General features: G+C 60.9%; 16 protein-coding genes. 12 read left to right on the top strand and 4 right to left on the bottom strand.

The window, feature by feature from the left end; all coding sequences use genetic code 11:
• Positions 1-269 precede the first annotated feature (269 nt).
• On the bottom strand, positions 270-2,369 hold the full coding sequence (locus RAC79_RS06585) for a S9 family peptidase (RefSeq protein ID WP_174038920.1): 2,100 nt from the start codon (positions 2,367-2,369) through the stop codon (positions 270-272).
• A 224-nt stretch (positions 2,370-2,593) separates the two neighbouring features.
• Between RAC79_RS06585 and RAC79_RS06580 the strand changes: the two genes are divergently transcribed.
• The 4 genes from RAC79_RS06580 (at position 2,594) to RAC79_RS06565 (ending at position 6,117) form a co-directional block, all read left to right on the top strand.
• Positions 2,594-2,995 carry a DUF930 domain-containing protein gene (locus RAC79_RS06580; protein ID WP_174038921.1) on the top strand — a complete coding sequence of 134 codons (402 nt, stop codon included), beginning with the start codon at positions 2,594-2,596 and terminating at the stop codon, positions 2,993-2,995.
• Between the two features lie 104 nt (positions 2,996-3,099).
• Complete coding sequence (locus tag RAC79_RS06575) at positions 3,100-4,008, top strand: dihydrodipicolinate synthase family protein (protein WP_174038922.1); 909 nt, start codon at positions 3,100-3,102, stop codon at positions 4,006-4,008.
• Between the two features lie 51 nt (positions 4,009-4,059).
• Positions 4,060-4,785, top strand: coding sequence for a polysaccharide deacetylase family protein (locus tag RAC79_RS06570; protein WP_174038923.1), 726 nt, complete (start codon positions 4,060-4,062; stop codon positions 4,783-4,785).
• A gap of 252 nt (positions 4,786-5,037) precedes the next feature.
• A complete protein-coding gene (locus RAC79_RS06565) occupies positions 5,038-6,117 on the top strand; it encodes a bifunctional transcriptional activator/DNA repair enzyme AdaA (RefSeq protein ID WP_174038924.1) in 1,080 nt (359 codons plus the stop codon).
• A 227-nt stretch (positions 6,118-6,344) separates the two neighbouring features.
• Here the strand turns inward: RAC79_RS06565 and RAC79_RS06560 are convergent, their stop codons facing one another.
• Entirely contained in the window at positions 6,345-7,520 is a 1,176-nt protein-coding gene (locus RAC79_RS06560) for an AI-2E family transporter (protein WP_065654226.1), read from the bottom strand.
• An 86-nt stretch (positions 7,521-7,606) separates the two neighbouring features.
• The gene (locus RAC79_RS06555) at positions 7,607-8,467 is read right to left on the bottom strand and encodes a VOC family protein (RefSeq protein ID WP_174038925.1); all 861 of its coding nucleotides are present in this window, start codon (positions 8,465-8,467) and stop codon (positions 7,607-7,609) included.
• Between RAC79_RS06555 and RAC79_RS06550 the strand changes: the two genes are divergently transcribed.
• From RAC79_RS06550 to RAC79_RS06530, 5 genes are all read left to right on the top strand, one after another.
• Entirely contained in the window at positions 8,450-8,659 is a 210-nt protein-coding gene (locus RAC79_RS06550) for a hypothetical protein (protein WP_223215700.1), read from the top strand. The two genes, RAC79_RS06555 and RAC79_RS06550, sit on opposite strands and share 18 nt — an antisense overlap.
• An 87-nt stretch (positions 8,660-8,746) precedes the next feature.
• Positions 8,747-9,157 carry a universal stress protein gene (locus RAC79_RS06545; RefSeq protein ID WP_003522284.1) on the top strand — a complete coding sequence of 137 codons (411 nt, stop codon included), beginning with the start codon at positions 8,747-8,749 and terminating at the stop codon, positions 9,155-9,157.
• A gap of 120 nt (positions 9,158-9,277) precedes the next feature.
• Positions 9,278-9,598: a TraR/DksA C4-type zinc finger protein gene (locus RAC79_RS06540; protein WP_035260908.1), complete on the top strand. Its 321-nt coding sequence runs from the start codon at positions 9,278-9,280 to the stop codon at positions 9,596-9,598.
• Positions 9,599-9,909: 311 nt separating this feature from the next.
• Positions 9,910-10,578, top strand: a complete 669-nt coding sequence (locus RAC79_RS06535; RefSeq protein WP_174038926.1) for a hemolysin III family protein — start codon at positions 9,910-9,912, stop codon at positions 10,576-10,578.
• Between the two features lie 117 nt (positions 10,579-10,695).
• Positions 10,696-11,193 (top strand): GNAT family N-acetyltransferase, encoded by a 498-nt coding sequence (locus RAC79_RS06530; protein ID WP_174038927.1) that lies wholly within the window; start codon positions 10,696-10,698, stop codon positions 11,191-11,193.
• A 211-nt stretch (positions 11,194-11,404) separates the two neighbouring features.
• Here the strand turns inward: RAC79_RS06530 and msrB are convergent, their stop codons facing one another.
• Positions 11,405-11,812, bottom strand: coding sequence for a peptide-methionine (R)-S-oxide reductase MsrB (msrB, locus tag RAC79_RS06525; protein WP_174038928.1), 408 nt, complete (start codon positions 11,810-11,812; stop codon positions 11,405-11,407).
• Positions 11,813-12,012: 200 nt separating this feature from the next.
• Here msrB and RAC79_RS06520 point away from each other — a divergent pair, with 200 nt between their 5' ends.
• Genes RAC79_RS06520 through RAC79_RS06510 form a run of 3 tightly spaced genes read left to right on the top strand, consistent with a single transcriptional unit; the run spans position 12,013 to position 15,190 of the window.
• On the top strand, positions 12,013-14,397 hold the full coding sequence (locus RAC79_RS06520; protein ID WP_174038929.1) for a putative monovalent cation/H+ antiporter subunit A: 2,385 nt from the start codon (positions 12,013-12,015) through the stop codon (positions 14,395-14,397).
• Complete coding sequence (locus tag RAC79_RS06515) at positions 14,394-14,813, top strand: Na(+)/H(+) antiporter subunit B (protein WP_065654222.1); 420 nt, start codon at positions 14,394-14,396, stop codon at positions 14,811-14,813. The genes RAC79_RS06520 and RAC79_RS06515 overlap by 4 nt, the downstream gene beginning before the upstream one ends.
• Positions 14,813-15,190: a Na+/H+ antiporter subunit C gene (locus RAC79_RS06510; RefSeq protein WP_003512021.1), complete on the top strand. Its 378-nt coding sequence runs from the start codon at positions 14,813-14,815 to the stop codon at positions 15,188-15,190. Before RAC79_RS06515 ends, RAC79_RS06510 begins: the two co-directional genes overlap by 1 nt.
• Positions 15,191-15,198 lie beyond the last annotated feature (8 nt).

Here is a 15,198-nt window from a genome sequence, read left to right as displayed (position 1 = left end):
CAAAATGGTGCATCGCAGCCATGCGTTCGATTCCCGGAACATTTTTACGTCTGGCGTAATACTGAAAATATATTCTGAGTTTGCTGAGGTATATTTTGAATTTCAGTATTTTGAAATAAAAATCCGTTATGCCGTAACGTGGTATTTAAAGAAAAAATACCGGCGTGATTTTGTGGAAAAAGTATTCGAAAACGGGTTTTTGATGGGTATTTTTATACTGTTTTCGGAACGGGCGGCGGCTCTCAGCCGCCCGTTCCGCCATCAGCGGGTCACGCCGCGTCCTTGCCGGCCACCTTCAGCGCAAAGGCATATTCGAAGGCGATTTCTTCCAGCCGCTGGAAACGGCCCGATTTGCCGCCATGGCCGGCCGCCATGTTGGTTTTCAGCAGGATGGGTGCTTCCCCCGTCGTCTTCTCACGCAGCTTCGCCACCCATTTGGTCGGCTCCCAATAGGTCACGCGCGGATCGGTGAGGCCGGAAAGCGCGAGAATCGGCGGGTAAGGCTTCGCACCCACATTGTCATAGGGGCTGTAGGCAGCAATCCAGCCATATTCCTCTGCCGATTCCAGCGGATTGCCCCATTCCGGCCATTCCGGCGGGGTGAGCGGCAAAGTGTCATCCAGCATGGTGGTGAGCACATCCACGAAGGGAACGGCGGCGATGATGCCGGCGAATTTCTCCGGCGCCATATTGGCAACGGCTCCCATCAGCATACCCCCGGCCGAGCCGCCTTCGGCGATGATGCCCTGATAGGAGGTGAAGCCTTCCTGAACCAGATGATCGGCAGCGGCGATGAAATCCCTGAAGGTGTTCTGCTTGGCTTCCATCTTGCCGGTTTCGTACCATTCGAAACCCTTGTCCTTGCCGCCGCGAATATGGGCGATGGCATAGATGAAACCACGGTCGGCGAGCGACAGTGTGGTGGTGGAGAAGGAGGCCGGAATGGTGATGCCATAAGCGCCATAACCATAAAGCAGGCAGGGGGCGGAACCGTCAAGCGCCACATCCTTGCGATAGAGCAGGGAGACCGGCACCAGCTCGCCATCATGCGCAGGGGCCATGATGCGACGGGTGATGTAATCATCCGGATTGTGGCCGGAGGGTACTTCCTGCGTCTTCAGCAGTGTGCGCTCGCGCGTCACCATGTCGTAATCGAACAGCTGGCTCGGCGTCGTCATCGAGGAATAGGAGAAGCGGATGACGTCGGTGTCATATTCCGCCGCGCCATGCAGGCCGAGCGAATAGGCCTCTTCGGCAAAGGCGATGGAATGTTCCTCGCCGGTGCGGCGGTCGCGGATGACGATGCGCGGCAGGCCGTCGCGGCGTTCCAGCCAGATCAGGTGGCGGGCATAGGCATCGACGGAGAGAATGAGGCGGCCCGGCTCATGCGGCACGACTTCTTTCCAGTTTTCCTTGCCGGGCGATGTCACCGGCGCTTCCACGATGCGGAAATCCTTGGCGTCGCCGTCATTGGTGAGGATGAAGAAGACATCGCCGCCTTCGCACATCGAATATTCGATGCCCTCTTCGCGCTCCGCCACGATAGCAGGCTCGGCCGTCAGGTCTTTGGTGGAGAGAATGCGATATTCGCTGGTCTCATGGTCGTGAATGTCGATGAAGATGAAATCGTCGAGCACCGACGCGCCGACGCCCATGAAGAAACCGGGGTCCTTTTCTTCATAGACCAGCCGGTCGGACGATTGCGGCTCGCCGATGATATGGTGGAACACCTTGGAGGGACGGTGGTTCTCGTCCTGCAGCGTGTAGAAGAAGCTCTTGCCATCGGGCGCCCATGCGCCGCCGCCGCCGGTGTTTTCCACGATATCGGCAAGGTCTTCGCCGGTTTCGAGGTTGCGGATGCGCAGGGTGAAATATTCCGAGCCCTTGTCGTCATAACCCCAGATGCCGTGGCTGTGATCGGAGGACTGATCGAGACCGGCGAGACGGAAATAATCCTTGCCCTCGGCCTCTTTGTCACCGTTCAGCAGCACATGTTTTTCGCCGCCGCCGCGCGGGGTGCGGAAATAATGGGGCTGCTCGCCGCCGGTCACGAACAATGTCCCGTAAGCATAAGGCCCGTCATTGACCGGCACGGAGGAATCATCCTGCTTGATGCGGCCCTTCATTTCCGTAAACAGCTTTTCCTGAAGCGCCTTGGTGTCACCCATGGCCGCTTCCATATAGGCGTTTTCCGCTTCCAGATGGGCGCGGATCGACGGGTCGAGCAGGGTAGGGTCCTTGAACATGGCCTGCCAGTTATCGGCCCGGAACCATGCGTAATCATCGGTGCGGGTAATGCCGTGATGCGTGTCCTGAACGGGCCTTTTTTCGGCGGTCGGGGCGGCGGGCAGGTTCTTGAAAATCGGCAAGGGAAACTCGCTTTCGTATAAAGAATTCTTGGGCGGCACCAAGATGTAGAGCGGGCCTTGCGGCCGATCAAGTTTCAAATCTCCACAGGCGGAATGCGGCTTGGGCACAATTTCGTCAGCTTTCGATCACATTTTAGCAATATCCGGCAAATCAGCGATGATGGATGCAGGCCGCCCGGCCTGCCGCCCACCACAAGAACAAACGAAAAAACTGACAGGATCCCATGCGAAAGCTTCTTCCCGCTGCCCTTTCTGCCTTTTTCCTTGGCTTGCAGAACTTCACCCCCGCCTTCGCGATCGACGCCAGCGTCATGCGGCAGTTGAACGCGCTTGCCCCCGAAGAGCGGCTGGAACAGCGCTGCGATATCGAGGCGATGGAAAGGATAGCGACCGAGCAAAAGGGCATGCGGCCGGACAAGGTCATCGCCTATACTTTCGGCGATCCGGAAGTGGGGAAGAACTCCATCAAGGCGCCGGGCGCAGTCTTCAGGAGCGCGGGCGAATGGTACAAGCTCAAATACAAGTGCCAGCTCAAGAGCGACAGTCTCAGCATCCAGTCCTTCGACTACCGCGTCGGCGATAAAATTCCCGAGGAGCAGTGGAAGAAGTTGTATCTTTATGACTGAGCACGGAATTTTTCGATTTCAGATCGGCGTTTAGCGGCCGCTTTGTTGCCGCGTCGTCAACGGCTCTGTAACCCTGACTTTCGATCAAAGCGAGGGAGATGGGCATGGCGACACGATTCAAGGGACTTTCGGCTTTTCCGATCACGCCGGCCGACGAGGCCGGGCAGGTCGACACGCAGGCCTTTTCCGCCCTCATCGAGCGGCTTGATGCGGCCGAGGTGGATTCCGTCGGCATTCTCGGCAGCACCGGCATCTATATGTATTTGTCGCGCGCGGAGAGACGCCGGGCGATCGAAGCGGCCGCGGCGGTCCTCAAGGGCAAGCGCACACTCATGGCCGGCGTCGGCGCATTGCGCACCGATGACGCCGTGGCGCTCGCCAGGGATGTGGAAGCGGCCGGCGCGGATGCGCTGCTGCTCGCACCCGTCTCCTATACGCCGCTGACGCAGGAAGAGGCCTATCACCATTTCGCCGCCGTGGCGGGTGCGACGGCTCTGCCGCTCGCCATCTACAACAACCCGACGACGACGCGGTTTTCCTTCAGCGACGAGCTTCTGGTGCGGCTTGCCTATATCCCCAATATCCGCGCCATCAAGATGCCGCTGCCGGCCGATTCCGATTATGCCGGCGAGCTTGCGCGGCTGAGGCCCAAGCTGGGGCAAGATTTCGCCATCGGTTATAGCGGTGACTGGGGCTGCGCTGACGCCACGCTTGCCGGCGGCGACACATGGTATAGCGTCGTCGCCGGCCTGCTGCCGGTTCCGGCCCTGCGGTTGATGCGGGCGGCTCAGGCCGCCAATGCGGAAGAGGTCAAACGGATCGATGCGGCCTTCCAGCCGCTCTGGGCGCTGTTTAAGGAATTCGGCAGCATCCGCGTGGTTTATGCCGCCGCCAACATCCTGTCGCTGACGGTGAGCGAACCGCCCCGCCCGATCCTGCCGCTCACCAGCGCCGAACGCCAGCGGGTGGAAGAGGCGCTGGGGGCGCTGTCCGGGCTGGAAACCGCGCCTTAATTCGGGCGCTTTGCGGGCGGATTGCCACCTCTTCACACTCCGGAACATAAAATGCTGCGTCGCCTCTTCATCGCCACCCTGTTTTTCTGTGCCTCTTCCACCGCCTTTGCGGGGACCGGCCTTGTCGAGCCGACGCTGAAAATGTCGCCGCAGCATGACGGCAAGGTGCGGGTGGCGATGACGCTGGACGCCTGCATGGGCAAGACCGACCACCGCATTCTCGATACGCTGGTGAAGGAGCGCATTCCGGCGACGATCTTCGTCACCGCCCGCTGGCTGAAACATAATAGCGAGGCGCTGGCCACGCTCATGGCGCATCCGGACCTCTTCGAAATCGAAAACCATGGCGAAAACCATGTGCCGGCAGTGGATAAGCCGGTTTCCATCTACGGCATCGCCGCCGCCGGCTCTGAAGCGGCGGTCGAGCAGGAAGTGGAGGGCGGCCGTCAGGCCATCGTCGCCGCCACCGGCCTCCAGCCGCAATGGTTCCGTGGCGCGACGGCCAAATATACGAATTCCTCCATGGCCACCATCAACCACCTCGGCATGCGGGTAGCCGGTTATTCCGTCAATGGCGATGGCGGCTCGCTGCTGGGTGCGGCCATGACGGCAAAACACATCGCCGCGGCAAAAAATGGCGATGTCATCATCTCCCACATCAACCAGCCCACCCATGAAGCGGGCGAGGGCGTGGTGAAGGGCCTTCTGGCGCTGAAGGCGCGCGGCGTGATTTTCACAAGGCTGGACGATCCGTCCTTCGCACCGCCGGGGAATTGATCCGCAAGGTTGCCGCCCGTTTCTTCTCCCCGTCGGGGAGAAGATGCCCGAAGGGCAGATGAGGGGGCAAGCTCCCCGCATCTCTCCACCGTCGCCCCCTCATCCGGCGCTGCACGCCACCTTCTCCCCGGCGGGGAGAAGAAATATGCCGCACCGGCTTGCAAACGGCGCGGACACGAGCCGACAACATCCCATACATCAACGCCCGTTTTTCGGCGGCGCGGGTAAAAATTTTGCGCTAGCATCCTCCCCATGATGCTGTTCAAACGCCCCGACACCGAAACGCTCTATTCCGCCCTTGTGAACAAGGACCCCGCCTATGAGGGCGTGGCCTATGTGTGTGTGACGTCGACGAAGATTTTCTGCCGCTTCACCTGCACGGCGCGCAAGCCGAAGATCGAAAACTGCCGGTTCCGCGAGACCATCGCCGAATGTCTGGAAGCCGGTTTCCGCCCCTGCAAGCGCTGCAAGCCGATGCTCGCCTATGGCACGGCCGATGAGACTGTGACATCGCTGCTGACGGCGCTGGAAAACGAACCGGCGCGGCGCTGGCGCGAGGAGGATGTGGTGGCGATGGGCCATGATCCTTCCACCGTGCGCCGCACCTTCAAGCGCCGTTTTGGCATGAGCTTCTTGGAAATCGCCAGATTGCGGCGGGTAGGCGGTGCGGCGGAAAGCCTCGCTTCCGGCGAAGCGGTGATCGGCGCGCAGATCGACGCCGGTTACGAATCCGGCAGCGGTTTCCGCTCCGCCATCAACCAGTTTTTCGGCTCATCGCCCGCCGCCATGAAAGGCAAGGGGTTTTTGAAGGGTGACTGGATCGATACGCCGATTGGCCCGATGCTCGCGGTCGCCGACGATCATGCCCTGCATCTCCTCGAATTCGCCGACCGGCCGGCGCTTCCGGCCGAGCTGAGGCGGCTGAAGACGCGCACCGGCGCGGATATGGTGCTTGGCCGGACGGTTGTGATCGGCCAGATCGAAGCGGAACTCAAGGCCTATTTCGCCGGGCGTTCGGCCGCCTTCGAAACGCGTCTTGCCGGCCATGGCACGCCCTTCGAGCGCGACGTCTGGCGCAACCTGCGGGAAATACCGGCGGGTGAGATCGTCAGCTATTCCTCCCTCGCAACCGCCATGGACAGGTCATCTGCCGTGCGCGCAGTGGCCCGCGCCAATGGCGCGAATCAGATTGCGATTGTCGTGCCGTGCCACCGTGTGCTGGGCGCGGATGGCAGCCTGACCGGCTATGGCGGCGGGCTGTGGCGCAAGAAATGGCTGATCGAGCACGAGCGCCGCATGGCGAGCGCGCAGGGAATGCCGCTCGCTTCCTGAGCGGTCTGACTGCTGGGGAGCGGGGCGCGTGGGGTTTACCCCCCTCTGCCCTGCCGGGCATCTCCCCCTCAAGGGGGGAGATCGGCAGGAAGCGCTACCGCCACTTCATTCGCAAACGTTGAGATGGGCGAAACGCACCCGCGAGTCGATCTCCCCCCTTGAGGGGGAGATGCCCGGCAGGGCAGAGGGGGGTAAACCCCACGCGCCGGCCGCCGGAAAACCGCCGGTCAATCCGGCAGTTTGGGCACCACCCGGCGTGAGGGGAAGAGTTCCCGCGTCACCGTCATGACGATCAGCGACAGCGGCAGCGCCAGCATGGCCCCGGCCGCGCCCCACATCCACGTCCAGAAGATGATCATCACGAAGACGAGGAAGGGGTTTATCTCCATGTTGCGGCCCACCACCGCCGGAAAGGCGAGGTTTTCCATCAACAGGTGAATGGTAAAGAAGATCGCCGCCGGCAGCAGCGCCAGAATGATGTTGTCATGGGTGATGATGCCCGCCACCGTCAGCGAAATCGTCATGGCGGTGATGCCGAGAAACGGCACGAAGCTGGAGAGGAAGGCGAAGAGCCCCCACAGAAGCGGCATGGCCAGTCCGCCGAAATAGGCGATGACCACCATCGTCACGCCCAGCCCGGCATAGATCAGCGCCGCCGTGGCGAAATAGGTGCCGAGCACCTCTTCCACCGAACCGATGATACGGATGGTGCGAAGCCGCTGGTGGCGGGCCGGAAAGGCCATGATGATCGCCTTGCGCAGCCGCAGCCGACTATAGAGGAACATCAGCAGCGCGGCGAGAAAGATCAGGCCCTGAATGACGGCGGGCGTGATGTTGGCGCCGAGCAGCGAGATGATTTCACCGCTGCGCGAAATCAGAGATTCCATCGACATCGAGCCCAGACTGAAGCTCGCCGCCGAAATATTCAGCCATCTGAGGCTTTGCAGATAGGGCAGGAAACGGTCGATGCTGCGCTCCACCAGCGCCGGCCCTTCCGAAGCGAGAAGCGAGAGCGGCTCGGTCAGCGAATTGACCACGAAGAACATCACCGCCGCCACGAGGCTCGATAGAATGAGCGCGACGCCGAAGCCGGGAATGCCGTAGGAACCGAGCTTTTCGGCGGCGATGCCGAGAATCATGCCCACCACGATGGCCATCACCACCGGAATGAGGATGAGCGACAATTCGTGGATGACCGCCATCAGCATGATGAGGAAGATGCCGATCACCGACCAGGCGACGACCACATCCAGCGCTTCGCGGCCAAGCGGCTGCTGGCTGCGCACATCGTCACGCCGTGAGCCGGAAGCTGGCACCTCCAGCGGGTCCGCTCTTGTTGCCGCAGCGGTTGCCGCGGTGTTGACCAAGCTGCCGGTCTTGTCCGGCCTGGCATTTTCATTCATCGAACGGTCCCCCAATAAGGTGACAAACGTTCGAAAAATGTGGCGGTTCCGGGGCGGCAAAAATTTCCGCCGCCCCTTTTTTGCGTTTAGGCGGAAAGCTTTAGGCCGATGCCCCACGGATCTTTGAGGACAATGCCGTCACTTTGCCGCTCTGTGGCGATTTCCAGCCGGTCGAGTGCGGCAATCGCCGTCTCAAGCGCGGCCGGCTCGTTGAAGGTCAGCGAATAGCCGGAAAGGCCGGTCATGTTGTCCTTGCGGGCCATGGCTCCACGGCTGTTCCAGATATTGGCGGCCACATGGTGGTGATAGGCCCCGGAGCCGAAGAAGCTCGCGCCGGGATAACGCGCCATGATCTTCAGCCCCAGCACATCCTGATAAAATTCATCCGCCTGCGGAATATTGCCCACCTGCAGATGGATATGGCCGATGGCTGTTCCTTCCGCCGCCCCGGTAAAGGCCGTCTTCGGCGCGCCGTCGTAAAGCGCCTGAAGGTTGAGGCCGAGGGTGGCCATCTCCACCGTGCCGTCCTGCTGGTAGGTCCATTCATCCGGCGAACGGTCGCGATAGACCTCGATGCCGTTGCCTTCCGGGTCGGCAAGATAGATCGCCTCGCTGACCAGATGGTCGGACGCGCCCTGAAACTGGACATTGTTATGGGCGGCATGCGCCAGCCAATGGGCCAGATCGTTCCGGCTCGGCATCAGGAAGGCGGTGTGGAACAGGCCTGCGGCGTTGCGCGGCGCGCGTTCCGCCGTGCTGGAGGTGGAAAGCGTGAGCAGCGGTTGGCCGCCGACACCCAGCACTTCACCGCTCGGGTTCTTTTCAAGAACGGAAAGGCCGATGATCTTCTGGTAGAAATCCGAAACGCGCGGCAGATCGTGAACGACGAGATGCGCCTGGCCGACATAGGCCGGCCGCGTCAGGGCGAATTGTTTGATTTCACTCATCATGATCTCCATATTGAATCCGAAGCGCCCTGGGGCGGATCGGTCGCCGAAACCATCGGCCGACGCCGCTTTGCGGCGTTTGTCGAAGGCGAATATGGGCTGGTTTCGTCGTTCAGCAAAGATCGTCGTCTGGCGATTGACTGTCCACTATTCGTTGACAATGCCCCGTTCCGGCCCGGCTCCGGCTTTTGACTTCGATCAAGGTGAAGGCTGTGCCGAAGGGGAAATATAAGCCTAGCCCGACACGCTAAACGGCGGATCAAGCCAAAGGAGACAGCCATGTACAAGAAGATCATCGTACCGGTAGACCTCAGCGCCACCGACAAGGGGGAAAAGATTCTCGAAAAGGCCAAGGCGCTTCTGGACCCGGACGGCGAGATCGTTCTCATCAATGTTGTCGAGGAACTGCCGGGCTATATGGCGATCGACCTGCCTGTCGACCTGATCGAAAACGCCATCAAGGACGCCAAGACCAAGCTTTCGGACATCAAGACCAGAGCCGGTTTCAAAGGCAGCCAGGAAATCAGAAGCGGCGCCCCCGCGCGTGAAATCATCGCCGCCGCCGAGGAGCACAAGGCCGACCTCATCATCATCGCGTCGCACACGCCGGATTTCAGCAATTATTTCATCGGCGCCACCGCCGACCGCGTGGTGCGCCACGCCAAATGCTCGGTGCTGGTGGACCGATAAAAGCCTGACGTTTTAGCGTTGTGGGCGGGTTTTGCGCCCCCAAGCATTCCAAGGAAAAGTGGAATCCGGTTTTCCGTCTGGAAATGCGACGATACAAGAAGATTGGCTGGAGGAAAAAACATGAATGTCGAAAGTTACGAGAAAATCCTGCGTGACCGCCAGCGCGAGCTTTATCGCCGCCTGCACAAAATCGAAGCCGATTTCGAAGAGCCTCGCAATCCCGATGACGAGGATCGCGCCACCGAACGCAGCAATGACGAGGTGCTGGACGAGCTGGGGCAGGTGGGGCAGGACGAGCTGCGCGCCATCGACGCAGCCCTCGACCGTATCGCCAGCGGCACCTTCGGCACCTGTGTCAAATGCGGCAAGCGGATTTCGGAGGATCGGCTGAAGGCGGTGCCCTATACGCCGTTTTGCCAGGAATGCGCTGCGGCGTTGTGAGGGGTGAACGACCTTTCCTCCGTCATGCCGGACCTGATCCGGCATCCAGCCGACGCGCGTCTGCGCGGCGAGAGAGTTCTTTCAGCCCAAGGACTTGGGCTGGCTGGATACCGGCTCAGGGCCGGTATGACGGTGTGTAGGTACGACAACCTGAAAAACTCATCCTTATCGCCAGGGAACGTCGCCTGCCCCCAACCTCTCCTTTCGCAACAGCCTCGAACGCAATTTGATTGCCGTTAACCGGGCGCTGTCTTGTTCCTGTCTAATATTGTCTCCATGCTTTGAGGAAAGCACGCAGACGGGATTGGACTATGAGCGATTTGTGGCGGTTCGGGCGCCAGTATGATTTTCACGAGATTGTCGCCGATGGCATCGTCCATGGTGTCGGCATCGTGTTTGCGCTTATCGGCGCCACGGCGCTGATTTTCTACGCGACCGCCTGGGGGACGCTCAGCGCGATCGCCGCTGCATGGATTTACGGTCTCGGCCTCGTCGCCTGTCTTTCCGTGTCTTTCACCTACAATATCTGGCCGCACTCGAACGTAAAATGGTTCCTGCGCCGGCTGGATCATTCGGCGATCTTCATTCTCATCGCCGCCACCTATACGCCCTTTCTGATGCGCGGCATCCACGATCCGCTGATCGCCGTCATGCTGGGGCTGATCTGGCTTGCGGCGCTGTGCGGCATCCTGCTCAAATGCCTGTTTCCCGGCCGTTACGACCGGGTCGCCATCGGCCTTTATCTCGCCATGGGCTGGAGCGGCGTCATGGTGGTCGGGCCGCTGTCGTCGCATCTGGCACCCGTCACGCTCTGGCTGATCGTCGCCGGCGGCGTCATCTATTCGCTCGGCGTCATCTTCCATGTCTGGGAAAAGCTGCGCTTCCAGAATGCCATCTGGCACGCTTTCGTGGTCGCCGCCGCCGCCGTTCATTATTTCGCCGTGGTCACCTCCTTCAGTCTCGTGCCGCTGGCATCCTGAAGAATGCGCCCCGATGGCGGGATGGGTACTGGACAGCCATTCGCATCATCGCCTAATCCTCGTGCAGATGGCGGCCGAAAATACCGCCGCTGCAAGCAGGAAAAAGGGTGAACGACAATGAGCGTGCAACTGCGCGACGCGACCGCGGACGATCTCTCCGCCATCATGGAGATTTACAATGATGCGGTGCTGAATACGACCGCGATCTGGAACGACGTGCTGGTCGATCTGGAAAACCGCAGGGAATGGTTCGCCGCCCGCAAGTCACGCGGCTTTCCGGTCATCGTCGCAATCCTCGACGGCAAGGTCGCAGGCTACGCTTCCTATGGCGACTGGCGCGCTTTCGACGGTTATCGCCACACCCGCGAACATTCGGTCTATGTGCATAAGGATGCGCGCGGCCACGGCATCGGCAAGAAGCTGATGCAGGCATTGATCAATCATGCCTCGGGCAACGACGTGCATGTGTTGATCGCCGCCATCGAGGCGGAAAACACCGCCTCCATCCGCCTGCATGAAAGCCTCGGCTTCAGGGTCGTCGGCCGGTTTTCGGAAGTCGGCACCAAATTCGGCCGCTGGCTGGATTTGACGTGTATGGAACTGAAGCTGAACTAGTTCCCGGGCGGGTTGCCTAGAGAAAGCGGCTCCGGCGCGGGCGTTCAACCTCTCCTCTGTCATCCTTGGGCTTGTCCCAAGGATCTAACCACGTCGAATTAAATCAACCGGTTGCACATCCTCGGGACAAGCCCGAGGATGACGCTGAGTGCTTGGGGTGGACGTCCGCAAACCGACGTCGCATGCCGCATAGGCGTTACCCATTGCCCAATCAAACCGGCTCGAACACCATCGAATGGCCGTTGATGCAATAACGCAGGCCGGTGGGCTTCGGGCCGTCGGGGAAGACGTGGCCGAGATGGCCGCCGCAATTGGCGCAGCGGATTTCCGTGCGCACCATGCCATAGCTGGCGTCGCGATGTTCCGTCACGGCGCCCGGCTTTACCGGCTCGAAATAGCTCGGCCATCCGCAGCCGGCATCGAATTTCGTATCGGAGAGGAACAGCGGCTCGTTGCAGGCCGCACAGCGATAGAGGCCTTTCTGGAATGTATCCCAATAGGGCCCGGTGAAGGCGCGCTCGGTGCCGTGTTCGCGCAGGATGCGATATTGCTCCGGCGTCAGCTGCTCACGCCATTCGGCATCGCTTTTTTTGATTTTTGGGGATGTCAGATCGCTCATGGAATGATCCTTTCTGTTCCCGCCTCAAATAGTCATCGCGAAGGCGGATTGAAAGGGGCGACGCCTCATAACGCGTTCGTTATGGGTCGGGAGTGTCGATTTGGGTTGAGATGGCTTTGTCTATGCCTTAACTGGAAAAATCGATTTTAAAGAACGCCATTCTTGGCGCGCAGGGGTGGGGGGCATCCCGGGAGATGTGAATGACATCAGATGTCACGCCGTTGACATTCCTGTCGCTGTTTCTGCCGTTCCTGGCAGCGCTTGCCGCACCCGTCCTGGTTAAAAGGTTCGGTCACAATGCGGCGTGGGTCCTGGCGATTGCGCCTGCTCTCGCTTTTGCGCATTTTGCGCTGATGCTGCCCGAAATCGCGGCAGGCGGGGTGGTGACCGGCGGTTATGCCTGGGTGCCGAGCTTCAATCTCAGCTTCTCCTGGTTCATCGATGGCCTGTCGCTGACCTTTGCGCTGCTGATCACCGGCATCGGCCTGCTGATCGTGCTTTATGCGGGCGGTTATATGAAAGGCCATCCGCAGCAGGGCCGGTTCCTGTCCTTCCTGCTGCTCTTCATGGGGGCGATGCTGGGCGTCGTGGTTTCCGACAGCCTGCTGATGCTGTTCGTCTTCTGGGAACTCACCTCCATCACCTCCTTCCTGCTGATCGGCTTCGACCATGAGCGCGCCGCCTCGCGCCGCGCCGCGCTACAGGCGCTGGTGGTGACGGGCGGCGGCGGTCTGCTGCTGCTCGCCGGGCTGATTTTCATCTGGGATATCAGCGGCTTGACGCAGCTGTCGATGCTGGTGCGCGGCGGCGATGTCCTGCGCGACAGCCCGTTTTATCTGGCCGCGCTGCTTCTTGTTCTCGGCGGCGCCTTCACCAAATCGGCGCAGTTTCCGTTCCATTTCTGGCTGCCCAACGCCATGGAAGCGCCAACACCGGTCTCCGCCTATCTGCATTCGGCAACCATGGTGAAGGCCGGCGTCTATCTGCTGATGCGCCTCAACCCGGTTCTCGGCGATACCGCCGCCTGGCAGATCCTGCTGCCCTTCTTCGGTGGGCTGACCATGCTCACCGGCGCGCTGCTGGCCGTGCGCCAGACCGATCTCAAGCTGATGCTCGCCTATACGACGGTGTCGTCGCTCGGCCTGCTGGTCATGCTGACGGGTTTCGGCTCCGACCATGCCATCGAGGCGGCGGTGCTTTATCTGGTGGCGCATTCGCTGTTCAAGGGCGCGCTCTTCATGGTCGCCGGCATTATCGACCACGAGACCGGCACCCGCGACGTGACGAAGCTCGGCGGCCTGCGAAAAGCCATGCCGATCACTTTTGCGGCGGCGCTGGCGGCTGCGATTTCCATGGCCGGCCTGCCGCCTTTCTTCGGTTTTCTCGCCAAGGAAGAGATTTATTACGCGCTGGCGCACGGCAATCCGCGTGCCGTGCTATTCACCGGCATCGCCATCCTCGGCAACGGGCTGATGTTCGCCGTCGCCTTTGCGGTGGCGCTGAAACCCTTCCTCGGCAAGCCGGTGAAGACCCCGAAACACGCGCATGAAGGCCCGCTGCTGCTCTGGCTCGGCCCGGCGCTTCTGGCGCTGAAGGGGCTGACGATTGCTCTGTTCTCCGGCATCGCGCATTTCTATGTCTCGACACCCATGGCAAGCGCCATTGCCGGCGAGGCGCGACCGGTGGAAATCTCGCTCATTCCCCATATCGGCGTGCCGCTCGGCCTGTCGCTGTTCACCATCGCGCTCGGCATCGTCCTTTATACGCAGCTTTCCGTCGTCCGTGGACTGATCGACCGCACTTTCAAGGCACTGGGGGCAGGGCCGGACAGGGGCTTCGACGTCTTCATCGAAATGCTGGTGAAAGTCTCGTTCCACATCACCCGGCTCATTCAGCCCGGCCGGCTGGAGTTCTACGTCACCGCCACCTTCGCCGTCATCGCCGCCGTGCTGTTGGTGCCGCTGTTCCTCTATGGCGAATTGCCGTCCATGCCGTCCTGGCCGCGCGATATGCCCATCCATGAGCTGACTTTCATCGTCATTGCCGTGGCGGGGCTCATCGCAGTGCTGACGGCGTCGAGCCGGCTCACCGCCATCATCGCGCTCGGCATTCAGGGCTTTGCCGTGGCGGTCATCTTCCTGCTCTTCGGCGCGCCCGATCTGTCCTTCACGCAATTCATGGTCGAGACGCTGTCGGTGGTCATTCTGACGCTGGTGATGACGCGGCTTCGCCTGTCGCCGTCAGACCATCGCGGCCTTGGCCAGAAGCTGCTGGACAGCACCATCGCCATCGCCTGCGGAACCGGCTTCGCTTTGTTCCTGATGCGCGCGACCGAGGCGAGCTTCGACAACCGCCTGACGGATTTCTACAACACCTATTCCAAGGTCATCGCCCACGGCGCCAATGTGGTCAACGTCATCATTGTCGACTTCCGCGGCACGGATACGCTCGGTGAAATCGCTGTCGTGATGATAACGGGTCTTGCCATTCTCGCGCTGATCCGCATCCGCCCGGCTGCTGCCGTTAAGGGAGTCGCTGTCAAGGGACCGGCCAAGACCGCAAAGAAGAAGGGAGCGCGCGCATGAACACGCTCATTCTGCGCACCGTCGCCCCTGTCGTCACCAGCCTCATGGTGCTGTTTTCCATCTTCGTGCTGCTGCGCGGCCATAACGAGCCGGGCGGCGGTTTCATCGGCGGCCTGATCGCGGTCTCTGCGCTGGCGATCTATGGCATCGCTTATGGCGTTGCCGCAGTCAGGCGCGCCATCATGTTTCATCCGCTCGCCATTGCCGGGGCGGGGCTGTTGCTGTCCATGCTTTCCGGCCTCGTTTCCATGGCCGCCGGCGTGCCCTTCATGACCGGGCTGTGGGTCTATCCGAACCTGTTCGGTGTCGAAATACCGCTCTCCACCGTCATGTCCTTCGATATCGGTGTCTATCTCGTCGTGGTCGGCGCCATCACCTCCATTGCGCTGGCGCTGGAAGAAAGGGAAAGCGACTGATGGAAGCGGTCTTCTCCATTCTCGTCGGCATCTTCTTTTCGGTGGCGATTTATCTCATGCTGTCGCGCCACAGCATCCGCATGCTGCTCGGCATCGCCATTCTCGGCAATGCGGTGAACCTTCTGCTGTTCACGGCAGGAAGGCTGACGCGCGAAGTGCCGCCGATCATTCCGCCCGGTATGGATGCGCTGCCCGCGGGTGCGGCCAATCCGCTGCCGCAGGCGCTCATCCTCACGGCAATCGTCATTTCCTTTTCCTTCTTCTGTTTCCTTCTGGTGCTGACCTGGCGTGCGTTTCAGGAACTGCAGACCGACGATACGGACGAAATGCGCACCGCAGAACCCGCAGGCGAGCCCTTGCCGCCGCTCGGTTATTGAGCGGCGAG

It is taken from the genome of Agrobacterium sp. LR_9 (assembly GCF_041954855.1).
Taxonomy (GTDB): domain Bacteria; phylum Pseudomonadota; class Alphaproteobacteria; order Rhizobiales; family Rhizobiaceae; genus Agrobacterium; species Agrobacterium leguminum.
Note: the sequence above shows the minus strand (reverse complement) of the source record. Positions and strands in the feature narration are given on the sequence as shown.